The 25,163-nt window shown below is 63.2% G+C and carries 18 protein-coding genes and 1 pseudogene; 10 read left to right on the top strand and 9 right to left on the bottom strand.

What is annotated here, in order from left to right; all coding sequences use genetic code 11:
• Positions 1–233: 233 nt before the first annotated feature.
• Positions 234–974 carry a rhomboid family intramembrane serine protease gene (locus NTH_RS20360; protein WP_338531729.1) on the top strand — a complete coding sequence of 247 codons (741 nt, stop codon included), beginning with the start codon at positions 234–236 and terminating at the stop codon, positions 972–974.
• An 89-nt stretch (positions 975–1,063) separates the two neighbouring features.
• Positions 1,064–1,495, top strand: coding sequence for a CBS domain-containing protein (locus tag NTH_RS20355; protein WP_338531728.1), 432 nt, complete (start codon positions 1,064–1,066; stop codon positions 1,493–1,495).
• 41 nt (positions 1,496–1,536) lie between these two features.
• On the opposite strand, the gene NTH_RS20350 is transcribed toward NTH_RS20355, so the two are convergent.
• Complete coding sequence (locus tag NTH_RS20350; protein WP_338531727.1) at positions 1,537–1,794, bottom strand: YjhX family toxin; 258 nt, start codon at positions 1,792–1,794, stop codon at positions 1,537–1,539.
• Positions 1,795–2,065: 271 nt separating this feature from the next.
• Between NTH_RS20350 and gatB the strand changes: the two genes are divergently transcribed.
• Positions 2,066–3,568, top strand: a complete 1,503-nt coding sequence (gatB, locus tag NTH_RS20345; protein ID WP_338531726.1) for an Asp-tRNA(Asn)/Glu-tRNA(Gln) amidotransferase subunit GatB — start codon at positions 2,066–2,068, stop codon at positions 3,566–3,568.
• Positions 3,569–3,791: 223 nt separating this feature from the next.
• On the opposite strand, the gene cqsA is transcribed toward gatB, so the two are convergent.
• Positions 3,792–4,955, bottom strand: coding sequence for an alpha-hydroxyketone-type quorum-sensing autoinducer synthase (cqsA, locus tag NTH_RS20340; RefSeq protein WP_338531725.1), 1,164 nt, complete (start codon positions 4,953–4,955; stop codon positions 3,792–3,794).
• A 572-nt stretch (positions 4,956–5,527) separates the two neighbouring features.
• Between cqsA and NTH_RS20335 the strand changes: the two genes are divergently transcribed.
• Together NTH_RS20335 and NTH_RS20330 are read left to right on the top strand one after the other, a co-directional pair.
• Positions 5,528–5,920 (top strand): NADH:ubiquinone oxidoreductase subunit NDUFA12, encoded by a 393-nt coding sequence (locus NTH_RS20335; protein ID WP_338531724.1) that lies wholly within the window; start codon positions 5,528–5,530, stop codon positions 5,918–5,920.
• Between the two features lie 92 nt (positions 5,921–6,012).
• On the top strand, positions 6,013–6,456 hold the full coding sequence (locus NTH_RS20330) for a DUF2155 domain-containing protein (RefSeq protein ID WP_338531723.1): 444 nt from the start codon (positions 6,013–6,015) through the stop codon (positions 6,454–6,456).
• A gap of 136 nt (positions 6,457–6,592) precedes the next feature.
• Here the strand turns inward: NTH_RS20330 and aat are convergent, their stop codons facing one another.
• The 6 genes from aat to NTH_RS20300 form a co-directional block, all read right to left on the bottom strand.
• Complete coding sequence (aat, locus tag NTH_RS20325) at positions 6,593–7,210, bottom strand: leucyl/phenylalanyl-tRNA--protein transferase (RefSeq protein WP_338531722.1); 618 nt, start codon at positions 7,208–7,210, stop codon at positions 6,593–6,595.
• Between the two features lie 15 nt (positions 7,211–7,225).
• Positions 7,226–8,569, bottom strand: coding sequence for an acetyl-CoA carboxylase biotin carboxylase subunit (gene accC / locus NTH_RS20320; RefSeq protein WP_338531721.1), 1,344 nt, complete (start codon positions 8,567–8,569; stop codon positions 7,226–7,228).
• Between the two features lie 19 nt (positions 8,570–8,588).
• Complete coding sequence (gene accB, locus NTH_RS20315; protein ID WP_338531720.1) at positions 8,589–9,056, bottom strand: acetyl-CoA carboxylase biotin carboxyl carrier protein; 468 nt, start codon at positions 9,054–9,056, stop codon at positions 8,589–8,591.
• 366 nt (positions 9,057–9,422) lie between these two features.
• Positions 9,423–10,160 carry a DsbA family protein gene (locus NTH_RS20310; RefSeq protein ID WP_338531719.1) on the bottom strand — a complete coding sequence of 246 codons (738 nt, stop codon included), beginning with the start codon at positions 10,158–10,160 and terminating at the stop codon, positions 9,423–9,425.
• 76 nt (positions 10,161–10,236) lie between these two features.
• Positions 10,237–11,586, bottom strand: a complete 1,350-nt coding sequence (locus NTH_RS20305) for a M48 family metalloprotease (protein WP_338531718.1) — start codon at positions 11,584–11,586, stop codon at positions 10,237–10,239.
• A 198-nt stretch (positions 11,587–11,784) separates the two neighbouring features.
• Positions 11,785–14,439 (bottom strand): Rne/Rng family ribonuclease, encoded by a 2,655-nt coding sequence (locus NTH_RS20300; RefSeq protein WP_338531717.1) that lies wholly within the window; start codon positions 14,437–14,439, stop codon positions 11,785–11,787.
• 608 nt (positions 14,440–15,047) lie between these two features.
• Between NTH_RS20300 and NTH_RS20295 the strand changes: the two genes are divergently transcribed.
• The 5 genes and pseudogenes from NTH_RS20295 (at position 15,048) to NTH_RS20275 (ending at position 23,099) form a co-directional block, all read left to right on the top strand.
• On the top strand, positions 15,048–16,307 hold the full coding sequence (locus NTH_RS20295; RefSeq protein ID WP_338531716.1) for an N-acetylmuramoyl-L-alanine amidase: 1,260 nt from the start codon (positions 15,048–15,050) through the stop codon (positions 16,305–16,307).
• Positions 16,308–16,573: 266 nt separating this feature from the next.
• On the top strand, positions 16,574–19,030 hold the full coding sequence (locus tag NTH_RS20290) for a penicillin-binding protein 1A (RefSeq protein ID WP_338531715.1): 2,457 nt from the start codon (positions 16,574–16,576) through the stop codon (positions 19,028–19,030).
• Positions 19,031–19,158: 128 nt separating this feature from the next.
• A protein-coding gene (prfB, locus tag NTH_RS20285) for a peptide chain release factor 2 (protein ID WP_338531714.1) occupies positions 19,159–20,290 on the top strand; the annotation gives its coding sequence in 2 pieces (ribosomal slippage) (positions 19,159–19,227 and positions 19,229–20,290; 1,131 coding nt in all).
• Between the two features lie 148 nt (positions 20,291–20,438).
• Positions 20,439–22,262, top strand: a complete 1,824-nt coding sequence (glmS, locus tag NTH_RS20280) for a glutamine--fructose-6-phosphate transaminase (isomerizing) (RefSeq protein ID WP_338531713.1) — start codon at positions 20,439–20,441, stop codon at positions 22,260–22,262.
• 121 nt (positions 22,263–22,383) lie between these two features.
• Positions 22,384–23,099, top strand: a pseudogene (locus NTH_RS20275) (DUF502 domain-containing protein).
• Here the strand turns inward: NTH_RS20275 and recG are convergent.
• Positions 23,051–25,159 carry an ATP-dependent DNA helicase RecG gene (recG, locus tag NTH_RS20270; RefSeq protein WP_338531711.1) on the bottom strand — a complete coding sequence of 703 codons (2,109 nt, stop codon included), beginning with the start codon at positions 25,157–25,159 and terminating at the stop codon, positions 23,051–23,053. The pseudogene NTH_RS20275 and the gene recG overlap by 49 nt on opposite strands.
• Between the last annotated feature and the right edge of the window lie 4 nt (positions 25,160–25,163).

Raw genomic sequence — 25,163 nt, 5'->3', positions numbered from 1 at the left:
ATCTCCAGCAAAGAACTGAGGGGGCGGCAGGGGGGCTCGACCGGGAAGCCGCTCAGGGGACAACTGGGCGGCTTCTTTTTTGCGCGGTTGTCTGTTACCCGCCTGCGGGGAAGAGCGAGAGCGCCACCGGTTCAGGATGGCAACAGGCGCTCGATTTCTTCGTGCCCGCATTCATGCGGACGCCGGGCGGCTCCACCTGGCCGCGAATGCTACAGCAGGGATGCGCAAGAGAGATGACCGAGCAGCCTGAACGAGAGGACGAAGACGGGCATCGGGCCCCGCGCCGCCGTGAGCCGGTGTTCAACCTGCCGCGGGTGATCGTCGCGTTCATCGGCATATGTGTCGCCGTGCACCTCGTGAGGCTGTATGTCGCCGGGCCGGCTTTCGAGCGTTACGTGCTCCTCAACTTCGCTTTCATTCCGTTGCGCTATACGGACGGCTTCGCGGTCGACCTTCCGTGGCTGACCAGCCCGTTGACCTACGCATTTCTGCACGGCGGATGGGCGCATCTGGCGGTCAACATGATCTGGCTCGCCGCGTTCGGCTCGCCGCTGGCGAACCGAATCGGCACAGGGCGCTTCATCCTGTTCTGGATCGCGACGGTTCTCGGCGCGGTTGGGCTCCATTTCATCCTTCATCCCTACGACGCCGTGCCGCTTGTCGGTGCTTCGGGCGCCATTTCCGGCATGATGGGGGCGGCGGCCCGCTTTGCATTCCGCATCGACAGGCGGGCTGGATACGCGGGTTTCGCGGGGCCCGTTCTTCCCCTGGGCGCGGTGCTGCGCTCGCGCATGGCGATGACCTTTCTGGCCGTGTGGATGGTGGTCAATCTGGTGGTGGGTCTTGGCATCGGCGCGGGACCGGGGGCGCCATCGATCGCCTGGGAGGCGCATATCGGCGGCTTTCTCGTCGGCTTCTTCTTCGTAAAGGCCTTCATGCCCGGCAAGCAGGATTCCGGGTCACGGAGCTCCTGATCCGGCCTTGCAAACTGCGGCATCCCGTCGCAACATCGCCTTGATCGCCGGCCGCGAATGCCGGTTGCCAATGCGATGAGGAGATCGCCATGACCGTGAAAGCCATCCTGGACGAAAAGGGCCGCGACGTCGTCACGATCGCGGCCGGCAAGACCTTGGCCGAGGCGTCGGCATTGCTTGCAGAGCGGGGGATCGGCGCAGTCGTGGTGCTCAGCGGCGACGACCGCATCGGCGGCATCCTCTCGGAGCGCGACATCGTGCGGGCGGTCGGGAAGGAAGGCGCCGCGGCGCTAGGCAAGCCGGTCTCGTCGGTCATGACGGCGCGCGTGAAGATCTGCCACGAGGAAAGCACCGTCGACGAGGTCATGCAGATCATGACCAAAGGCCGCTTCCGCCACCTTCCGGTGGAGAAGGACGGACGCCTCGACGGCATCGTTTCCATCGGCGACGTGGTGAAACGGCGTATCGAGGAGGTCGAGCGCGAAGCCGCCGATATCCGCAGCTACATCGGCACCGCCTGACACGAAGGGCGGGAGGCCGAAGCCTCCCGCCGCATGCCGCATCACCTGTTGTCCGGCTGGGAACGCACCAGTTCCAACCCCCGCCGCGTGATCCGATAGGGGCCGCCATTGCGGGATGAGACGGCTCTTTTGCGTTTCAGTTTCCTGAACAGCCTGAGATCGAGGCCGGGAAAGCCCCAGCCTTCTCTCGTCATGCAGCGAAGCTGCTCCAGTCTGCCGTTATCGTCCTTCTCGAAAGCGATGTGCCCGCCCCGGGCGAGGACGTGAAGAATGCGCTGTTCGGCGCGCGATATGTCCATTGTCATACCTGGAAAACCTGCGGCGAACGCTGTTCGCCAATAAGAAACGCCGCGCTGCCATGGGCAGCACGGATGCTCCGGTTTTCACGCCCTGTCCCGCGTCGGGTTCAGGGCGTTTCAGCAGGTCTCCAGATAGCTAGACATAAAAGCTCCGTTGGACGGAACGTCCATTACAACAAGGCGTGCCCGGAATAAAGGCCCTTCGGCTTGCCTCACAAGGCCGATTGGTCTAGCGAGTTGCCAGTATTATCCGAAATCGACCGAGCACATCATGACCATTATCGACACGCGTTTGCCCGATCCAAAACGGCTGATTTCCGGCGCGACCGGCGAGTGGGAAGTGATTATCGGCATGGAGATCCACGCGCAGATCTCCTCGCAGGCCAAGCTTTTCTCGGGCGCTTCGACCGCGTTCGGCGCCGAGCCCAACTCCAATGTCTCGCTGGTGGATGCCGCCATGCCGGGCATGTTGCCGGTGATCAATGAGGAATGCGTCAAGCAGGCGATCCGCACCGGTCTCGGCCTCAAGGCGCAGATCAACCACCGCTCCATTTTCGACCGCAAGAACTACTTCTATCCGGATCTTCCCCAGGGCTATCAGATTTCGCAGTACAAGCAGCCGATCGTCGGCGAGGGCGTCGTCATCGTCGCCGTCGGGCCGGCCAAGGACGGCAGCTTCGAGGAGATCAAGGTCGGCATCGAGCGGCTGCATCTGGAACAGGATGCCGGCAAATCGATGCACGACCAGCATCCGACCATGTCCTATGTCGACCTCAACCGCTCGGGCGTCGCGCTGATGGAGATCGTGTCCAAGCCCGACATGCGCTCTTCCGACGAAGCCAAGGCGTTTCTCACCAAGCTGCGCACGATCCTTCGCTATCTCGGCACGTGCGACGGCAACATGGACGAAGGCTCCATGCGCGCCGACGTGAATGTGTCGGTGCGCCGGCCTGGAGAGCCTTTCGGCACGCGCTGTGAGATCAAGAACGTCAATTCGATCCGTTTCGTCGGCCAGGCGATCGAATCGGAGGCGCGGCGCCAGATCGCGATCCTCGAGGACGGCGGCTCGATCGATCAGGAGACGCGGCTGTTCGACCCCGCCAAGGGCGAGACGCGCTCGATGCGCTCCAAGGAGGAAGCGCACGACTATCGCTACTTCCCCGATCCGGACCTGGTGCCGCTCGAGTTCGACCAGGCCTATGTGGACGCGCTTGCGGAGCACCTTCCAGAACTGCCGGACGAGAAGAAGGCGCGCTTCATCGAGAAGCTGGGCCTGTCCGAATACGATGCGTCCGTGCTCGTCTCGGAAAAGGCCATTGCCGATTATTTCGAGAAGGTGGCCGAGGGGCGCGATGGCAAGGCTGCCGCGAACTGGGTCATCAACGACCTTTTGGGGGCCTTGAACAAGGCCGGAAAAGATATTGAAAACACGCCTGTTTCGCCGGATCAGCTTGGCGCAGTCATCGACCTGATCAAGGACGGGACCATTTCGGGGAAAATCGCAAAGGACCTGTTCGAAATCGTCTTCAACGAGGGCGGAGATCCGCGTGTGCTGGTCGAAGAACGCGGAATGAAGCAGGTAACAGACACCGGCGCCATCGAAAAGGCGGTGGACGAGGTTATCGCCGCCAATCCCGACAAGGTCGAGCAGGTCAAGGCCAAGCCGTCGCTCTCGGGCTGGTTCGTCGGACAGGTAATGAAGGCGACCGGCGGCAAAGCCAATCCGCAAGCGGTCAACGCGCTCGTGAAGGAAAAGCTCGGGATCGACGACTGAATCTGTTCGGCCGGTTTTCATTCGAACGGCCGGCCGCGGCGACATCGACGCCTCCGTGAGCTGCTTTCACGAACCTGGCATGACACCTATGACGGCATCTATGGCCATGACCGCCGTCTGGGTTGTCCCTGGGACGGGCTTGTCCATGGGGCGTGCTGGTTGGCACTGGTTTCGGCTTTGCAGGAACGTCGCGTATCTAAATAGCTGGTTCTGCTGCAAGCGTTTACATGGCCGACCTGGCAGCGGAGCAGCGCTCTATCAGCGCGTCCAGATCCGCTTCGCTAAGTCCCGAATGAAGGGATAATCGCACCAGGCAATGGTTGCGCGACGTTGCCGGCGGGCAAAAGACTGCCCCGAATACGCCCGCTTGCTGGAGAGCGTCGCGCATCCGGCGCGTCTCCCGTTCGTCTCCACTCTCGATTGCGACAATCTGCTCGGTCCCGCCGCCGACGTCATAACCCATCTCGTCTAGACTCCGCCGCACACTCTTCGAGATGGTGTGTAATCGCCGTCGGCGGTCGTCGGCACCGCGGATCAACGACAGCGCCTCGAGAAACCAGACATACTCATGTTCGAGCAGGCCGGAACTGAAGATCGCCGGGTTGGATTCCATGCGAAAATACTCCTTGAACCTCGCCGGACAGGCGATGAGCCCCGCTCGGCCGGCAAAGGTCTTGGCCAGAGAAGCTGTTCGAAAGTGAACCCGGTAGGCGAGGTCGAGCCCCACGGTCAGACCCGCACCGGCCGGTCCATGCGTGCCGAGGGAGTGCGATTCGTCGACCACGAGAATACATCCCGTGCGCTCCGCAAGATCCGTGATCTCAGCAAGCGGACACAGGCTGCCGTCCGTGCTGTAGACCGCATCGACCACGAGAACGCCGGGTCCATTTCGTTTTATCTGCCGTTCAGCATGCGCGGGATCGTTGTGGCGAAAAGCGATTCCCCGAGCACCGGCCACCTTGGCGCCTTCCCACAAGGAGGCATGGGCATTCAAATCCAGATAAACCGGTATCGATGGACTGGCGATGCACTGGAGAAGTCCGACATTGGCAGCGAACCCGGATTGGCAGATGATCGCCTCTTCGCTCTGCATATACGAAGCAAACGCCGCCTCGAGTTGCTGCATCGAACTGCCTTCCAGCGTGAAAATGCTGGACATGAGGAGATCGGTCTTGCCGTTGAGCAATGCGTGCGCCTGTGCCTTTCTCAGCGCCGGTTCGTCCTGGATGCACAGATAATCATTGCTCATGAGGTGGATATCGCCATCCCTGGGTTCACGTCCCCGGAGCAGATGATCTCCACCCCATATTTGTTCGAAGCGCTTGATATGAAATGCATCTTCGCGTTCACGCAAATGTTCTCGGGGAAAATTGGCAATGTATTCCATAACCGTTCTCCATAGCCAGATTGCGACCACATTTCTCAACAAGGAATGCAATCTATAAAAGAATTTTAACAAAATTATATATTACTGAATCGACTTCAATGCTTCATGAACTACTCGTATAACCATAATATATGTCGATAATATTTCAATCACCAACAATATGCAGACTTGATTGACCGAGGTTCCTATCGCCGGAATCCTTTGGCCCGCATGCAGGATTTGATGAGCTCATCCTCATCCATGACCTGCATCACGGCGTCGCCAGGCCCATCCCTGATGGCGACCGCGAACGGTTATTGTGTCAGGCGGCTGGAAGTGGAGGAGGCCAATGTGCAGGCATCGGCTTCCATGTCTCGCGCGGTTTCGGCCAGGTGGGCCGCACCGGCGATTGCGGTGGACAGGGCGACCATTTGCCGGCGCTCATTTTCGAGCGCGCCGTGTAACCCGTCACCGATCAGCGGCCATGGAAGGCCTTGCCTTCGCTGGCCATGGGCGCCATAAGGCACACATGGCGGGCTGGCGCCCGCAGGCAGCTCAAATGCCGCCCCACGACCCAGAGGCTTGAGGAAGCGATGAAGAAGTTCCTGCTTCAGTTCTTTACCTGGTGGAATGGCCAGACGCTCGGCACGCGCTTTCATACATGGCGCAAGGGCGAGCGCGTCGGCGAGGACGAGTTCGGCAACATCTACTATCAGGGCGGGACCGATTCGGAGGGCCGTACACGGCGCTGGGTGATTTACAACGGGCTTGCGGAAGCATCGATGGTGCCACCGGGCTGGCACGGCTGGCTGCATCAAAAGGTGGACACCGCCCCGGTCGAGGAAAATTACATGCCGCGCGAGTGGCAGAAGCCGCACCTGCCAAATCTGACAGGCACGCCGGCCGCCTATCGTCCCGACGGCTCCATCCTGACCAAGGAAGACAGGCCCCGGGTCACCGGCGACTACGACGCCTGGACGCCTTGAGCCTGAATCGCGGGCGAGGGGGGAATTCCTGCCACATTTGCGCAGTAGCACAGGGCAGGTCGGCGGTGGGGCAATCGGCGCCATAGCCTGGTATGGATGGAACTGAACAGATCTTGCGTGTGGTGACCGTGCCTACAGGAAAACTCGTTTTGGCGGCAGCTCTCGGCCTGTTGGCGGTGCCCGCCGCGGCTGCGGCCCAACGCATAGCCAATCCCGTGGCCGAGTTCGCCGGGATCGACAAGATCACCGGCCGGATCATCACCTTCGACGTCTATCTGGATGAGACGGTGCAGTTCGGCGCGCTGCAGGTGACGCCGCGTGTCTGCTACAGCTCGCCGGAAGGCGCCGAGCCGAAGACGGACGCGTTCGTGGAGGTGGACGAAATCACCCTCGACCGCAAGATCCGGCGCATCTTTACGGGCTGGATGTTCGCCGAGAGCCCCGGGCTCAATGCCGTCGAGCATGCCGTTTACGACGTCTGGCTGAAAGGCTGCAAGCAGGAATCCGACGTCCCGCCGCCGCCGCAGGAATCCTGACGCCGCTAAAGCAATTCCAGGAAAAGTGGAAGCCGGTTTTCCGTCCGGAATTGCGGTAAAATCAAAACAGGCAGATCGGCTTGCCGCTTCTGTGAAACGGCGAACTTGATCTATCGACAAAGGTCCGGGGCTTGGCTCAATCGCTGAATGTGGCGCTATCGCCGAGCGCCTGCGCAAGGAGCGTTTCGTAACGCCGGCGCGGAACGTCGACGGCCCCGAAACGCTTGAGGTGCGGCGTCGTGAACTGCGTATCGAGCAACAGGAAGGACCGTTCTTTCAGCCGTTCCACCAGATGCACCAGGCATATCTTGGATGCGTTGGGCTCCCGCGAGAACATGCTTTCGCCGAAGAAGGCGCGGCCGAGCGTGACGCCGTAGAGGCCGCCGACCAGTTCTTCATCCCGCCACGCCTCGACCGTGTGGCAATGGCCGGCCTCGAAAAGCGCCGTATAGGCTTCGCGGATGGGCCGGTTGATCCACGTGTCCTGGCGGTCGGGGCCCGGCTCGGCACAGGCCTCGATGACGGCTTCGAAATCGTGATCGAAGCGGATGTCGAAAGGTGCCGTGCGCATCAGCTTCTTGAGGCTTCGCGGCACATGGAAACGATCGAGCGGAATGACGCCGCGAACTTCGGGACGAACCCAGAAGACCTCCGGGTCGTCGGCATGTTCGGCCATCGGGAAAACGCCGGTCGCATAAGCCCGCAACAGCAGGTCTGGCGGAATCCGGTAGCCGGGGGCAAAGGGGCGGGTCATCGCCCCGGTCTCCCCTCAGGTGGACTTCGCCAGATAGTTCTCCAACCAGTGAATGTCATAGTCGCCGTTCGCCACATCGACGTTGCCGACAAGATCCCGAAAGAGCGGCAAGGTGGAATTGATGCCATCGACCACGAATTCGTCAAGAGCCCTGCGCAACCGCATCATGCATTCAACGCGATTGCGCCCATGCACGATCAGCTTGCCGATCAGGCTGTCGTAATAGGGGGGGATGCGGTAACCGGAATAGACGCCCGAATCGACGCGGACGCCGAGACCACCCGGCGTATGGAAGTGCGTAATCGTGCCGGGCGAGGGCACGAAGGTGCGCGGATCTTCCGCATTGATGCGGCACTCGATGGCGTGGCCGTGGAAACGCACCTCTTCCTGCGTGACAGACAGGCCGCCACCGGAGGCCACACGTATCTGCTCATGCACGAGATCGATGCCGGTGATGGCCTCGGTCACCGGGTGCTCCACCTGCAGGCGGGTGTTCATCTCGATGAAATAGAACTCGCCGTTCTCATAGAGAAACTCGATCGTGCCGGCGCCGGAATAGCCGAGATCCGCCATGGCCTTCGACACGGTCTCGCCGATCCTCGTGCGCTGCTCGACATTGAGGGCGGGCGAATTGGCCTCTTCCCACACTTTCTGGTGCCGGCGCTGCAGGGAGCAGTCGCGCTCGCCCAGATGAATGGCCTTTCCCATGCCGTCGCCCATGACCTGGACTTCGATATGGCGCGGCTTTTCAAGGTATTTTTCGATATAGACGGCGTCGTCGCCAAAGGCCGAACCGGCCTCGTTCCGCGCTGTCGAGAGCGCCTCGGAAAGATCGTCCTCGGTGCGCGCGACCTTCATGCCGCGTCCTCCGCCGCCGGCCGAGGCCTTGACCAGGACCGGATAGCCGATGTCGGCGGCAATGCGCTTGGCTTCGCGGTCGTCGGTAACGGCGCCTTCCGAACCTGGCACGACCGGTATGCCGAGCTTCTTGACGGTACGCTTGGCTTCGATCTTGTCGCCCATCACGCGGATGTGGTCGGCGGTTGGCCCGATGAAGGTGAGGTTGTGGGCGGCCAGGATTTCCGCGAACTTGGCATTCTCCGAAAGGAAGCCATAGCCGGGATGAACCGCGTCGGCGCCGGTGATCTCGCAGGCCGCCAGAATCTGGTGGATGTTGAGATAGCTGTCGCGGGATGCAGGGGGGCCGATGCAAACGCTCTCGTCGGCCAGCCGCACATGCATCGCGTCCGCGTCGGCGGTGGAATGCACCGCCACGGTCTGGATGCCGAGTTCCTTGGCCGCGCGCAGCACCCTGAGGGCGATTTCGCCGCGATTGGCGATGAGGATTTTCTGAAACATGGTGCCGGGCTGCTCCGCTCTATTCGATGACGACGAGCGGCTCGCCATATTCGACCGGTTGCGCATCCTCGAACAGGATTGCGGTAACGGTTCCCGAACGGGGCGAGGGTATCTGGTTCATCGTTTTCATTGCCTCAATGATCAGCAATGTCTGGCCTTCCTTGACCGTCTGGCCGATTTCGACGAAAGGGGCCGCGCCGGGTGTGGACGAGCGGTAGGCGGTGCCGACCATGGGCGAGGGTACCGCGTTTTTGCTGTCGGCAGCGGCCGGGCTCTGCTCCTTTTCGGCTGAGCCGGCTGGACCGGCCGAGGCCGGCGCCGGGGCGGCGGCTGGCGCGGCAGGAAGGGAGGCCTGGATACCGGGAGACTGCCGCGATACGCGAATGCGCATGCCGCCGTCCTCGACCTCGATCTCCGTAAGCCGGGTTTCGTCAAGGATGCCCGCAAGGTCACGGATCAGTTGCTGATCTACACCGTTCTTCTTCATTTCACGATCTCTTTCGTCATACCTGGCGATGCTCTCTGGCCCGACCGGCTGCGGAGAATGCGCCTGCGCATCGACGGTCCTGCCGCGCGCATATCACGCAATGCGGGGCGAAAGCCAGTTTGGAAATGGCTAAAAGCACGGGAGAAGGGCCCGGCAGCGGGAATGTGGGCCTCAAAAGCCGGCGGGAGTCCCACTGCTTTCGCGGCACACGGCCCCAGCCCCGCTACAGGCTCATCCGCAATGACGTCTTTCCTTGCCATCGAGCTTTCCCGCCGGCGGCAGAACTGCCGCCGGATCTGTATAAATGGCTTAGTCACTGCCGGAAAGAGCGCAAGGAACTTCTCTTCCTGTCCACAGGACGCCCTTCTATTGGGTTGCCGTCTTGATCTTCTCGCTCAACGCATCCTTGCCCTGCGCGCCGAACACGAGTTCCTTACCGACGACATAGGAGGGCGTTCCGGTGATCTGCAGCTTGTTGGCCAGTTCGTAGGTCTCGCTGATGGCTGCAAGGATGGCGTCGTCCTTCATCGCTTCGCGCAGCGCTGCCTCGTCGGCTCCGAGACCCACGGCAATCTGGATGGCGCTTGCCTCGTCGGCGCGTCCGGTGCTGCCCAGAAGCTGGGCGTGGAATTCGCCGTATTTCTCCGGCATCAGCTTCCGGAACGCCATCGAGACGATATGCGCCTTCTGGGAATCGGGGCCGAGGATCGGAAACTCCTTCAGGACGAAGCGCAGGTTCGGGTTCTCCTCGACAAGCGCTTCCATGTCCGCCAAGGCGCGCTTGCAGTAGCCGCAATTGTAGTCGAAGAATTCGACCACGGTCACATCGCCGTCGGGATTGCCGACAATGCCGTCATAGCCGCTGTCGAACAGGGTCGTCGATGACTGGGCGATGATTTCTTCCTGGGCGGCCTGCTGTTCCTGCTTCTGCCGGGCTTCCAGGATCGTCTGCATCTCGATCAGGATCTCTGGGTTCTCAAGAAGGTAATCCCGCACGATCTGCCCGACCTCGTCGCGGGTGACCGCACCGTCCTGGCTGAACGCCTGCGCCGCAGAAAGAGCCAGGAGCGACGATGCGCCGGCGGCAATAAGCAAACTTCTCATGATCTTTTCCGTTTCGTCGTAATGCGTTGAACGTAATACTCTGTGTCGCGGGCGCGGCGAAGGTTCACGACCCTCATCACTTGTCCGGCGGACGGTAGTCGATGATGTCCTGGGCCCGAAGCCAACCGGGCGAGCCCTGCTTCATTTTCGTCTGCGCCCGGGCGGCGAATATCTTGGCGTCGCGGTATTGGCCGGAATGGAAATGTCCTTCCGCGGTGGCCAGCTCCGCTGCGCCTATGTCGCCGAGCTGGCCGTAGGCTTGCGCCAGAAACCGGTAGCCGTTCACATATTCGGGCTCCCGCGTCAGGCCGGCCTTCAGCTCCGACGCGGCCTTCCGGATGAGGTCCGGCGCGCCGGTCGACAGCAGCGCCTGGCCGTAGCCGACCTGGAGGAGGCCGGGCGAGCCGGGCGCAAGGCTGATGGCCTTGGCATAGGCATTGGCGGCCTCCTGCGGATTGTTCGCCTTGACCAGTATCTCGGCACGCAGTTCGTGGAAATAGGCGTTGCGCGGCTGAGCGGCGATAAGCCGGTCGACGCGCGCCAGCGCATCGCGCGGATTGCCGTAGAGATAGGCGGTGATGGCGTCGGCATAGGCGCGGGGCAGGCCGCCAGGGTCGCGGAAAAGGCGGGCGGCCGCGTTGGGGCCCGCAGTATAGGCGGCAAGCTTCGCCCGCATCAGGTCGTGCCGCAATTGCAGCGCGGGCGGGTCCTTGCGGTCGGCAAAGCGGCTGGCAGCGACGAGGCTTTGCAGGTTTGCGATGCGTTCGCGCGGCACGGGGTGGCTGAGCTGGTAGGGATCGACGTTGATGCCCGCCAAAGCAAGATCCCGCGACATCCGCTCGAAGGTCTTCAGCATGCCGCGCGGCGACTGCCCGGTCCGCTCCAGATATTCGATTGCCGAGCGGTCGGCGGTTGCCTCTTCGGTGCGCTGATAGCCAAGCACGCTGCGCCGGGCGGCCTCGGAGCCGCCGGCTGCGATGCCGACGCCGGCGCCGGCAAGTTGGCCCGAATTCGTCGTCGCGCCGGCCACGCTCGCGCCGATGCCGGCCAAGAGGGCAACCACGGCCATCGTCTTGGCACGCGCCAGCTGCTGGCGCAGCCGCTCCTGATGACCTCCCGCGATATGGCCGGCTTCGTGCGCGATCACGCCGATGACTTCGTTCGGCGTTTCCGCCGTAAGCAGCGCGCCTGCATGGATGAAGATGCGGCGGCCGGCAACGAAGGCGTTGAAGTTTGGGTCGTTGACGAGGACGATCTCGATGCCGGAGCGGCTGAGGCCCGCCGCCTTTAGGATCGGCTGGGCATATTCCTCGACGAGCGCTTCGATCTCCGCATCGCGGACGATCGGCACGTTTTTCTGGGCGTAGGCCGCCGGCATGGCGGTCAACGCGTGGAGGATTGCGAGCAGGAAGGCCAGAATGCGCATCGGTTGACGTAGCTGTCCTTGTTTCGGCGGTGGTAGGTCCGCTTCGTGGCGAGGAAAAGGCGCCCGCCCGCTTTTTCACCACCCTCGCTTCGAGAGGGCCGCGAACCGGCACTGCACTTTTACGTCCCCACCATAGCAAAACAAAACAGCCGGGGCATCAGCCCCGGCCGTTCGTATTCATCGCCGCCGCAGGGCCTTTCAGAAGAAGCTCTTGCGCTGCCACCAGCCAGCTTTGCGGGGCGATTCCTCCGCCGCCTCGTCGGTGGACGAAACGACGGGCTCCTGCTGCTTCTCCTCGGCTGCGGCGGCCTTGCGCCGTGGGGCGCGCTTTTTCTTTTCCGCCGGAGCGGGTTCGGCGTTGTCCACCGGAGCCGGTTCGGATTCGCCGCTTTCGGCCCCGGCAGGCGCTTCGGCGGGCATCGCTTCGGAAGCTTCCTGCGCCGGCGCGGCCTTGGCGCGGGATGCCCGCTTCCTCGGCTTCTTCGCCGGCTTCTCAGCCTCCGCGGCAGGCACGTCCTCGGCCATTGCCTCTTCGGCGGGCGGAGGCGCCTGCTCTGCCTGTTCGGCGGCAGCATGTTCCACGGCCGGGGCCGTTTCATCTGCCGTCAGCGGCGCGGTCTGGTCGGACAGGCCGGGGGCCACGTTGCCGGCGGGCTGTGCCTCGTCCGAAACGACCTCTGGTTGGGCCTGTTCGTCGCGACGGTTTCTCCGGCCGCCGCGCTTGCCCCGGTGACGCTTCTTGCGCTCTGCGCCGGCACCCTCTTCATCGGCAGGCTCGGCCGCGGCCGCCTCGCGCTCCTGGTCCTCGTCGCCATCCTGGGGCTGATGGTCCGCGCCGTTGCCGTCGGCTGCGGCGCCTTCCTGGTTGTTGCGGTCGCGGCCGCCACGACGCCGGCGCTTGCGCCGACGCTTGCGCCCTTGTCCCTGGCCGTCCTCGCCGACGCTCTCCGGGCCGTCCTGGCCGTTGGCGGCGACTTCTTCCTCCATGGGCTCCGGTTCGATTTCCGGTTCCGGCTCGAACATCTCCGCTTCGATGGCGGGAACGTCGATGGTGACATCGCGTGTGGAGGGCGGGCCCTTGACGATCGCGTAATGCTGGCCGCCGAGCTCGTCGTCGGTCTCAACGGTGATCGTTACGCCGAAGCGATTTTCGAGATCGACCAGATTGGCGCGCTTGTGGTTGAGCAGATAGAGCGCCGTCGAAGAGGGCGTGCGCACGCGGATATCGTTGCGGGCATCCTTGAGAAGATATTCCTCGATGGAACGGACGACGAGCAGCGCGACCGAGGATTCGGAGCGCACATGGCCGGTGCCGCCGCAATGGGGGCAGGGCTTCATCGTGCTTTCCAGAACGCTGGCGCGGATGCGCTGACGCGACATTTCCAGAAGGCCGAAATGCGAGATGCGGCCGACCTGGATGCGGGCGCGGTCGTTCTTCAGGCAGTCCTTGAGGCGCTTTTCGACCGCGCGGTTGTTCCGGTTCTCCTCCATGTCGATGAAGTCGATGACGATCAGCCCGGCAAGATCGCGCAGCCGCAACTGCCGCGCCACTTCTTCGGCCGCCTCCAGATTGGTCTGGAGAGCCGTATCTTCGATAGAGTGCTCCTTGGTGGAGCGGCCGGAGTTCACGTCGATGGCGACGAGCGCTTCCGTCTGGTTGATGATGATGTAGCCGCCCGACCTCAACGTCACCTGCGGCTGCAGCATCTTGTCGAGCTGGCCCTCTATCCCGTTGCGGGCGAAGATCGGGACGCTGTCGCGATAGGGCTGGACCACCTTGGCATGGCTCGGCATGAGCATGCGCATGAAATCCTTGGCTTCGCGATAGCCTTCGTCACCCGCGACCAGGATTTCGTCGATATCCTTGTTGTAGAGATCGCGCACGGATCGCTTGATGAGGCTGCCTTCCTCATAGACGAGGGCAGGGGCGGTCGATTGCAACGTCAGGCTGCGAACCCGCTCCCACATGCGCATCAGATATTCGTAGTCGCGCTTTACCTCGGCCTTGGTGCGGTTGGCGCCGGCGGTGCGCAGGATGACGCCCATGCCCTCCGGCACCGAAAGGTCCTTCACCACGTCCTTGAGCCGCTTGCGGTCCTGCAGGCTGGTGATCTTGCGCGATATGCCGCCGCCGCGAGCCGTGTTCGGCATCAGGACCGAATAGCGTCCGGCAAGCGACAGGTAGGTGGTCAGCGCGGCGCCTTTGTTGCCGCGCTCTTCCTTGACGACCTGCACCAGAAGAATCTGGCGGCGCTTGATGACTTCCTGGATCTTGTAGTTGCGGCGGCTCGAACGCCGGCGGTTCTGCGCTTCGTCCAGCGCATCCTCCGCTCCGACCGTGTCGACCTCGTCGTCGCCGTTGTCCGGGCCGTTGTTGACCGAAGCGTCGACGTCCTCGGAAACCACGTCGCCATGCGCCTCGAGCGCCTGGGCGCCGTCGGGCGAGGTCTCGCCGGATGCTTCGGCCGACGGCTTCTTGTCGCTCCGGCTCGCACGGCGGCGCTTCTTGCCGCGCCCGGCATTCTGGGTTTCCTTTTCGTCGGCTTCGTCGTCGGCCGCCCTGGCTTCTTCGGCCTCGGCCTTCAACAGCGCCTGACGGTCTGCGACAGGGATCTGGTAGTAATCAGGATGGATCTCGCTGAAGGCCAGGAAGCCGTGGCGGTTGCCGCCATATTCCACGAAAGCCGCCTGCAGTGAGGGCTCTACGCGGGTCACGCGCGCCAGATAGATGTTTCCCCGTAGCTGCTTCTTATCCTGTGATTCGAAATCGAATTCTTCGATACGGCTACCGCGAACGACTACGACGCGTGTTTCCTCCGGATGGGAGGCGTCGATCAGCATTTTGTTGGGCATAAAGATGTATCTCCCCGGCAGGTCCCGGGGGACCGGCAAGCGCATTTACGCGCTCCGCCGCCCGCATTGGGACATTCGTGCCGGATAATGTGAGTCCTGCCGGCAGGCGTGTCGGCGCAACAGGAGACCCCTCGGCCGCATCAAAACTGCGGCAGACCGGGGGCATTTTCCTGACTGCGCTCAAACCCATCGCACCGCCTGGCATTACCGTTTCAACCAGGGTCCGGCCAACCGGACCCGCTATTTTGCTCACCATTGAGCCGGCGCAGGATAAATCCCGGCCGCTTTCCTCACGCTAAGGGTCTCGGCGTCGCCGCAAACACCTTGAAGAAATCTCTCTGAACCACCGGTTTCGCCCGCCTCGCGTCGGCGTTGTCCTGTCCGCCCTTGCGCCCGCATATCGGCCGCACGGAGGGAATACCGGCAGCGGGCATTGCGATGGTCCAATGCCGCTTTTATGATTTGCCAATCATCATGGCAACCCTGATTTGCATGGAGGCAGGACGCGCCGGATTGCTTGCCTTGCGCTTGTTATTTGTCTACCGGCCCAAATGTTGGCAAAAGCCCGAGCTTAGTTGTCGCTCAGGGGATCGAGGCAGTCGACGCGCATGCGGTTTTTCAGATCAGGGTTCTTCAGCCAAAACGCCGCCGGATGGCCGCTTCTGCGCGTATTCGGCCTGTTTTGCGTCGTAGCGCTTTCATTTTCCCTGGACGAATCGGCATCAGCTCAGGAAGGCGGCAAGGTCCTCGGCGTCTCCGAGTTCAGGATGGCCGGGGACGAGACACGCACCCGCATCGTCTTCGAGGTGGACCGCGAGATAGAGCCGAAGTGGTTCCTGCTGCGGTCGCCGCATCGCATCGTCATCGATCTCCCGGTGGCCGAGTTCGCAATCGGAACGGAGGATGTCAAGGCGCGCGGGCTGATCGCCAAGGTTCGCTATGGCGACATGGACGAGGACAGCTCGCGCATGATCCTGACGACGGTGGGGCCAGTGGTGGTGGAGGATCTGTCCGTTCTCGAAAACGAAACCTCGCCCGGCTACCGTCTGATCGTCGATCTCGTCGCCGGCTCGGAAGAGGCGTTCGAGGCGGCCATGAGGGCGCGTATCGGCGAGGCACCCGAGGACAAACTCCCGGAATCGCCTCCGGTGCGGCCGCTCGAAGCCAATGAAGGCGGGAAGTTCACTCTGGTGATCGACCCTGGCCACGGTGGCATCGACGGCGGCACAAGAGGCGTCAACGGGACGTCGGAAAAGCAGATCACGCTCGCTTTTGCACTGGAACTGAAGAAAAAGTTGGACGAAACGGGCGCGTACGACGTCGTCTTGACGCGAGACCGCGATATTTTCCTCAGATTGGACGAGCGCGTCCGCATCGCGCGGCAGAACAATGCCGATCTCCTCATATCCATCCATGCCGATGCCATCAGCGTGCGAAACTTCCGGGGCGCGACCATCTACACGCTGTCCGAACGCGCTTCCGACGCCGAAGCCGCAGCCACGGCGGCGCGCGAGAACCTGTCGGATCAGCTCGCCGGAATGACGGTGGAGGCGGAGAGCGACGAGGTGGCGGATATTCTCGTCGACCTGATTCGTCGCGAGACCCACGCATTCTCCATACGCTTCGCACGCACCCTGCTGGGCGAACTGACAAATGCGGTGGATGTCGTAAAAAACCCGTTGCGTTCCGCAGGATTCAGGGTTCTGAGGGCGCCGGACGTTCCGTCGATCCTGCTCGAGTTGGGCTATCTTTCAAACCCCATGGACGAAGCGCTGATGCGGGACGCCGAATGGCGCGGGCGGGCTGCGGACAATATCGTTCGCGCGATTGAGGCATTCGCGGCGGCAAAGACAGGGGCGGGCGGCTGAGGCCTTTGCAGTGGAAGGGGTGGGCGCGCCCCTGTGGATGCGGCGTCGGGGTCCTGCCGCGGCATCCGGGCGTTGCATTCCGGCAACGGTCGAGATCGGAGTTCTCAGCCGTCGATTTTCTGAAAAGGCTGCCCCATTTTGCGCACAAGGCGGCGGCACAAGGTGAGAGAGCTTCGAGCTCGGCAATGTTTTTCTTTGCGGCGACGATGGTGCTATCTTCATAGAGATTGCTATTCAAACCGGCGGCGGCGGTTCTTGGAGCGGGTATGGTAAGGCTATTTGGATACTTTTTCGGGATCGGCATCGTTCTCGCGCTGGGCGCGGCTGCGGGCGTGGCGATCTATGTCAGCGACCTCACGAAGGATCTGCCCGACTATGAGGTGCTGGCGCGGTACGAGCCGCCGGTAACCACGAGGGTTCATTCGTCGGACGGCGCGCTGATGTCCGAGTTCGCGCGGGAGCGCCGGCTGTTCCTGCCCATCCAGGCCGTGCCGGACCGCGTCAAGGCGGCCTTCCTGTCTGCCGAGGACAAGAATTTCTACAACCATCCCGGCATCGACGTGACCGGGCTTGCCCGCGCGGTCATCACCAATATCCAGAACCTTGGCAGCGGGCGGCGTCCCGTGGGCGCCTCCACGATCACCCAGCAGGTGGCGAAGAACTTCCTCCTGTCGTCCGACCAGACCGTGCAGCGCAAGATCCGGGAGATGATTCTCGCATTCAGGATCGAGCAGGCCTATTCGAAGGACCGGATCTTGGAGCTCTACCTCAACGAGATTTTCTTCGGTCTGGGATCTTATGGCATAGCGGGCGCGGCGCTGACCTATTACGACAAGTCGGTCAACGAACTGACGATCGCCGAAGCGGCCTATCTGGCAGCCTTGCCCAAAGGCCCGTCGAACTATCATCCGTTCCGCAACACCGAGCGGGCGATCGAGCGGCGCAACTGGGTCCTCGACCAGATGGCAGCCAATGGCTACGTGTCGGCTGAAGAGGCGGAAAAGGCCAAGGCGACCGATCTCAACGTGAACCCGCGCCAGCGCGGAAGTTATCTTTTCGCCGCCGAGTATTTCACCGAGGAAGTGCGGCGGGAAATCATTTCCCGCTACGGCGAGGACGCCCTCTACGAGGGTGGGCTTTCGGTCCGCACGACCCTCGATCCCGAACTCCAGCTTTATGCCCGCAAGGCGCTGCACAACGGCCTGATGCGCTACGACACGCTGCGCGGCTTTCGCGGCCCCGTGACCCATATTGACGTCAACGGCGACTGGGGCCCGCCGCTGGGCGAGGTGCCGGGTCTGAGCGACGTTCCTGAATGGAAGCTCGCGATGGTTCTGGAAACTTCCGAAGATGAAGTGAAGATCGGGCTGAAGCCTGGAAGCGAGGTTTCCGGAAAGCTTTCCGACGAGCGTGAGACAGGAACGATCGCCAAGAAGGATATGGAGTGGGCGCTGCGCCATGTGGTCGACGGCAAGCTGCTGAAGGCCTCGTCGTTGGCGGACGTGCTCAAGGTGGGCGACGTGGTCTATGTCGAGCGCCTGGAGGAAAACGGCTCGGCCTGGAAGCTGCGCCAGGTGCCTGAGATCGAAGGCGCGCTGGTAGCCATGGACCCGCATACGGGCCGCGTCTTGGCCATGGTCGGCGGCTTCTCCTATGCCGATTCGGAGTTCAACCGGGCGACGCAGGCCTATCGCCAGCCCGGTTCCTCCTTCAAGCCGATCGTCTATGCGGCCGCGCTCGACAACGGCTATACGCCTGCCTCCGTCGTTCTCGATGCCCCGTTCAGCAAACAGGTGGGCAATGAAGTCTGGGAGCCCAAGAACTATGGCGGCGGCTTTGCCGGTCCTTCCACATTGCGCGCCGGCATCGAGCGTTCGCGCAACCTGATGACCGTCCGCCTGGCCGACGACATGGGCATGAATCTGGTCGCCGAGTATGCCGAGCGCTTCGGCATCTACGACAAAATGCTTCCCGTCCTGGCCATGGCGCTCGGGTCGGGCGAGACGACGGTCATGCGCATGGTATCGGCCTATGCGGTGATGGCCAATGGCGGCAAGCAGATCCAGCCGTCGCTGATCGACCGTATTCAGGACCGCTACGGCAAGACCGTTTACAAGCACGAAGAGCGGGAGTGCCGGAACTGCAACGCGGAAGAGTGGAACGGTCAGCCCGAGCCCGAACTGATCGACCAGCGCGAGCAGGTGCTCGACCCGATGACCGCCTACCAGATCACATCCATGATGGAAGGCGTCGTCACGCGCGGGACAGCGGTGACCGTTTCCGAGCTCGGCAGGCCGATTGCCGGCAAGACCGGCACGACCAATGACGAGAAGGATGCATGGTTCATCGGCTATACGCCGGACCTCGTGGTCGGCGTCTTCATGGGATACGACCAGCCGCGCCCCATGGGTCGTGGTTCGACCGGCGGTGGGCTTGCCGCGCCGATCTTCAAGGAATTCATGGCTGCCGCCCTCAAGGACACGCCGCCCGCTGATTTCCGCGTGCCCGAGGGCATGAAGCTGATTGCGATCGACCGCAAATCGGGCATGCGCGCAAACGAGGGCGCGCCCGGCGTGATCATGGAAGCGTTCAAGCCCGGCACGGGCCCTGCGGATACCTATTGGGTGATCGGCTCGGATTCCTTCCAGACCAGCGAGCGCAGCAAGGCGATATCGCCGAGCGCGGACCGCGCCATCAGCACCGGGGCCGGCGGCCTGTTCTGAAGCACGCGGCGCCGGCGGGCTGTCTCGCCGGTGTCGTCTCCGCGCGCGGCTTTACAGGAATAGCGAGCGGCCATAAGTTCCGCGCCGACTCGTGCAACAATATCACTCCAGAAAACAAGGCAGTCCCCATGCGCGCCGAAACGGCAAACCTCGTCAGTGAAATCAAGCAGGCGATCGACCTGCTGAGGAGGTATCTTTGACTGGGACGAGGCCATAAAGCGACTGGAATATCTCAACATGCGCGCCGAGGACAGCGCGCTGTGGGACGACCCTCAGGAAGCGCAGAAGCTGATGCGGGAGCGCCAGTCGCTCGAGGACAACATCAACGCGATCAACAGCCTGTCCCAGACGCTCGAAGACAATGTCGAGCTCATCGCGATGGGCGAGGATGAGGGCGACGACGCCATCGTCGAAGAGGCCGAGGCGGCGATCCGCTCGCTGAAGGACGAGATCGCGGCCCGGCAGATCGACACCCTGCTGTCCGGGGAGGCCGACGCCAACGACACCTATCTCGAAGTCCATGCAGGCGCCGGCGGCACCGAGAGCCAGGATTGGGCGTCGATGCTCCTGCGCATGTATATCCGGTGGGGAGAACGGCGGGGCATGAAAGTGGAAGTGCTGGAAGTGCATGACGGCGAGGAAGCCGGCATCAAATCGGCGACGATCCTGATCAAGGGGCACAACGCCTATGGCTGGCTCAAGACCGAATCGGGCGTCCACCGGCTGGTCCGCATCTCGCCTTTCGACAGCAACGCCCGGCGCCATACCTCCTTCGCCAGCGTCTGGGTCTATCCCGTCATCGACGAGACCATCGAGATAGACATTCCCGAATCCGAAGTCCGGATCGACACCTATCGGGCATCCGGCGCGGGTGGCCAGCACATCAACACGACGGATTCGGCCGTGCGCATCACCCATTTGCCGAGCGGCATCGTCGTGCAGTGCCAGAAGGAGCGCTCGCAGCACAAGAACCGGGCCACCGCCTGGGACATGCTTCGCGCCCGCCTCTACGAGGAGGAGCTCAAGAAGCGCGAGGAGGCGGCCAGCGCCACGGAAGCCTCCAAGACGGAGATCGGCTGGGGCCACCAGATCCGCTCTTACGTGCTGCAGCCATACCAGCTCGTGAAGGACCTGCGCACCGGCACTGAAAGCACGAACCCGCAGGATGTGCTGGACGGCAATCTGGATCCGTTCATGCGGGCTTCCCTGTCGCAACGCGTCAGCGGAGGCGCCGGCGAGGCCATTGCGGATATCGACTGAGGCTGCGTCGACAGGGGCAGTGACAAGGCTGAAACCATATTTGTATTTGGTTGGTGCGCTGCCGGTACTAGAGCAGTAGAGGAAAATCGGGGGGACTCGGGGTGCTCGACGCACAGGCGTCGGCAGGCTCCAAAGGGGGTTGCAGCCTATGTGTGGAATTGTCGGCATTGTGGGACATTCGCCGGTCGCACCGCTTATCGTGGACGCGCTGAAACGGCTGGAGTACCGTGGCTACGATTCGGCCGGGGTGGCGACGATCGCCGACGGCGTCCTGGGGCGAAGGCGCGCCGAGGGCAAGCTCGTCAATCTTGAAAGGCGGCTCGACAGAGAGCCGCTCGATGGGCTCATCGGCATCGGCCACACCCGCTGGGCCACCCATGGCGTTCCCAACGAGACCAACGCCCACCCCCATTTTTCCGACAATGTCGCCATCGTTCACAACGGCATCATCGAGAATTTCTCTGAGCTCCGCGATGAGTTGAAAGCGGATGGCTACGCGTTTGCTTCGCAAACCGATACCGAGGTGGTTGCCCATCTGATCGCGCGTGAGATGAAGCATGGCGCCAAACCCGAGGAAGCGGCCTTCGCGGCGCTGAAGCGCCTCCAAGGCGCTTTCGCGCTGGCGATCATGTTCTCCGGCGACGAAGACCTGATCGTTGGCGCGCGCAGCGGCCCGCCACTGGCGGTGGGCCACGGGGAGGGCGAAATGTTCGTGGGCTCCGACGCCATCGCGCTTGCTCCCTTCACCGACGCCATCACCTATCTGGAGGATGGCGACTGGGTAGTGGTGCGCCGTTCGGGCGCCGAGATATTCGACATGACGGGTGCGCGCGTCGAACGCAAGCGCCAGCAGAGCATCGGCACCAGCCTGCTTGTCGACAAGGGCAATCACCGGCATTTCATGGAAAAGGAAATCCACGAGCAGCCGGAGGTGATCTCCCACACGCTGGCCCATTATCTTGACTTCGCCCAGGGCGGCATCAGGGAACTCGAGATGCCGTTCGACTTCGCCGCAATCGACCGCCTGTCCGTTTCGGCCTGCGGCACGGCCTATCTGGCGGGCCTGATCGGAAAATACTGGTTCGAGCGCTATGCAAGGCTGCCGGTCGACATCGATATCGCCTCGGAATTCCGCTACCGAGAGATGCCGTTGTCGCCGATGAGCGCTGCGCTTTTCGTCTCGCAATCCGGCGAGACGGCCGACACGCTCGCCTCGCTCCGCTATTGCAAGAGCGCCGGCGTCCCGATCGGCTCCATCGTCAATGTCCGCGATTCGACCATCGCGCGGGAAAGCGACGGCATCTTTCCGACGCTGGCGGGCCCGGAAATCGGAGTAGCCTCGACCAAGGCCTTCACATGCCAGCTTTCCATCTTCGCCGCGCTTGCCGTGCGCGCCGCGATTGAGCGCAAAACAGTTTCCGCGGAGGAGAGCGCGCGCCTGGTACGGGCGCTTTCGGAGGCGCCGCGTTTCGCCTCGCTCGCGCTCAAGGTGGAAGAGCGCATCGAAGAGATCGCGCGCGAACTGGCCCAGGTGCACCACGTTCTCTATCTGGGACGCGACACGAACTATCCGCTGGCGATGGAAGGTGCGCTGAAGCTCAAGGAGATTTCCTACATCCATGCCGAGGGCTATGCGGCGGGCGAGTTAAAGCACGGGCCCATCGCGCTTATCGACAAGCAGATGCCGGTCATCGTGATCGCGCCCCACGACCGCATCTTCGACAAGACGGTGTCCAACATGCAGGAGGTCGCGGCGCGCGGCGGCCGGATCATTCTCATCACGGATTCGGAGGGGGCGGCGCGCGCCTCGCTCGACGGAATCCAGACGATCATCATGCCCACGGTGCCCGAGTTCATCGCGCCCATCATATACGCGATCCCGGTGCAGATGCTGGCCTACCATACGGCGGTCGTGATGGGCACGGATGTCGATCAGCCCCGCAACCTGGCGAAGTCGGTGACGGTGGAATAACATCGGCGGCCACCGGCACTGCGGGCGCGGTCTCCGGAAGCACTGGACGACGGGCGGGCGGGCGGATAGTCTGCCCGCAGTTTGTGCCCTCCCATGAAAACACTCGAGGCCGTGCCCGGTGATGACCCGCCTGCGCAATTACTTCCTGACGGGATTCGTCGTCACGGCGCCGCTTGCCATTACCGCCTATCTGGCCTGGTCTTTCGTCGGCTGGGTCGATTCGTGGGTCAAGCCGCTCATTCCGATGCGCTACAATCCCGATACCTATCTGCCGTTCGCCGTACCGGGTTTCGGCCTCATCGTGGCGCTTATCCTGATCACGCTGGTCGGCTTCATGACCGCCAACATCATCGGGCGGACCATCGTCTCCTATGGCGAGTATTTCCTCGGCCGGATGCCGCTGGTGCGCAGCGTCTATCGTGGGCTCAAGCAGATATTGGAGACCGTGCTGTCGGAGCGGACGGATACGTTCAAGAAGGTCGCGCTCATTCAGTATCCGCGCAAGGGGCTGTGGGCGCTCGTCTTCGTCGCCACCGACGCGCGCGGGGAAGTGCAGGCCAGCCTTGGCAATGATGTCGGCCCCACCGTGGCGGTGTTCTTGCCGACTACCCCCAACCCCACCTCCGGCTATCTCCTCTACGTTCCAAGAAGCGAGGTCGTCGAGCTCGAGATGAGCGTCGAGGACGGGGCGAAGCTGGTCATCTCGGCCGGCCTCGTCAGCCCCGAATATCACGAGAAGACCCGGATGCTGGCCGAACGCGCCTTGCGAAAGGAAGCGTGAAGCTTCGTCAACCGGCCCGCAGCAGCCGGATCGCCTCGTCTCTGCCGAACAGGTAAAGCAGCATCCTCAGCGCCTCGCCCCGGTCGGACAGGAGTTCCGGATCGCGGGAAAGCGTCAGCCTTGCATCGTCCCGGGCAGTAGGCAAAAGGTCTGCGTGGAACTCGAGCCTGGCGATCTGGAAGCCCGGCGAGCCCGACTGGCGCGTGCCGAGAAGGTCTCCTTCTCCGCGCAGGCGCAGATCCTCCTCGGCGATGAGAAATCCATCTTCCGTGTCGCGCAGGATCTGCAGCCGTCGCCTGGCCGTCTCTCCGATGGGGCCCTTGTAGAGCAGCACGCAGGACGAGGGGAGATCGCTGCGCCCGACGCGCCCGCGCAATTGATGAAGCTGGGCCAAGCCGAAGCGTTCGGCGTGTTCGATGACGATGATGGTGGCGTCGGGCACGTCGACGCCGACCTCGACGACGGTCGTGCCGACGAGAATGCGGGTTTGGCCTATCTTGAACGCCTGCATCGCCGCGTCCTTGTCGCGGCTCGCCATGCGGCCGTGAACGAGGCCCACCTTTTCGCCGAAGACCCGCTTCAGCGACGCCGCCCGATCCTCGGCCGACATGAGCTCCACGGCCTCCGATTCCTCCACCAGCGGACAGATCCAGTAGACCTTCTGCCCGCCTTCGATGGCATCCTGCAGGCGCGCGATCAGCTCGGCGGTGCGCTCGACCGGCATCGTCACCGTCTTGATGGGGCGCCGGCCGGCCGGCTTCTCGGTCAGGCGCGAGACGTCCATGTCGCCGAAGGCCGTCAGCACCAGCGTGCGGGGGATCGGCGTTGCCGTCATGACCAGCATGTCCGGCGCGTCGCCCTTGGCCGTCATGGCAAGGCGCTGATGAACGCCGAAGCGGTGTTGCTCGTCGATGACGGCGAGCACCAGATTGTGGAATGCCACACTCTCCTGGAAAAGCGCGTGCGTGCCGACGACAATGTCGGCCTCACCGCGCGCAATCAGGTCGAGCGCCGCCTGCCGCTCCCGGCCTTTCTCCCGCCCTGTCAGAAGCACCGTGCGCATCCCCACCTTTTCGGCCAGGCCGCTTATGGTGGCGTGATGCTGGCGAGCCAGGATCTCCGTCGGCGCCATCAGGGCCGACTGTCCGCCGGCCTCCGTCGCATTGGCCATGGCCAAAAGGGCCACCACGGTCTTGCCCGCGCCGACATCGCCCTGCAGCAGGCGCAGCATGCGCTCCGGCCTGGCCAGATCGAGCTGGATCTCGGCGACCGCCGCCTCCTGCGAGGAGGTGAGGGAATAGGGCAGGGCCTTGAGAAGGGCGGCAACCAGGCGGCCGTCGCCGGCAAGCGGCCGTCCGGCCAGGCGCTTGGTGCGCAGGCGCACCAGGGCCAGCGAAAGCTGTCCGGCCAGGAGTTCGTCATAGGCCAGACGACGCCACGGCGCGTTCTCCGGCGAGATGTCGTCGATGGAAGCGGGCGCATGGAGCGTCCTCAGCGCATCGCCGAAGCTGGGGAGCGAAAGCTTTGACTGAACGCTGGCATCGAGCCATTCCGGCAGCTCCGGCAGGCGCTCCAGCGCCTGACCTATGGACCGGCGCAAGACCTTGCCGGAGAGTCCCGCCGTCAGCGGGTAGACCGGCTCCACCAGCGGCAGGTTGTCGGCCTCGTCGGCGGGCACGATGTGGTCCGGGTGGACCATGGAGGGACGTCCATTGAACCACTCCATACGGCCGGAAACCAGTATCCGCGCGCCAACGGGCATCTGCCGCTCCAGCCACGGTCCCTTGGCGTGGAAGAATGTCAGCGCGATCTCGCCGGTATCGTCGAAGGCGAATACGCGGTAGGGCAGGTTCGATTTGCCGCGCGGGGGCGGCTGGTGACGGTCGACGGTCACGGACAAGGTGACGGTGGCGCCTTCCGGCGCAAGGGCGATGCCCGGCCGGTTTGTCCTGTCGATGAGGCCGTGGGGCAGGATGAACAGGAGGTCGCCGACCCGCAGAGGCCGCGACGTCGTGTCCGCCGGGGCGACGTTTCCGAGCAACGCCGCAACCTTCTCGCCGATGCCGCCGAGCGTGGTCGCCGGTGCAAACAGGGGATCAAGCAGGGAAGGGCGCATCGCT

It is taken from the genome of Nitratireductor thuwali (genome assembly GCF_036621415.1).
Lineage (GTDB): Bacteria > Pseudomonadota > Alphaproteobacteria > Rhizobiales > Rhizobiaceae > Chelativorans > Chelativorans thuwali.
The sequence above is the reverse complement of the archived record's forward strand: the minus strand, read 5'-3'. Positions and strand labels throughout refer to the sequence as shown.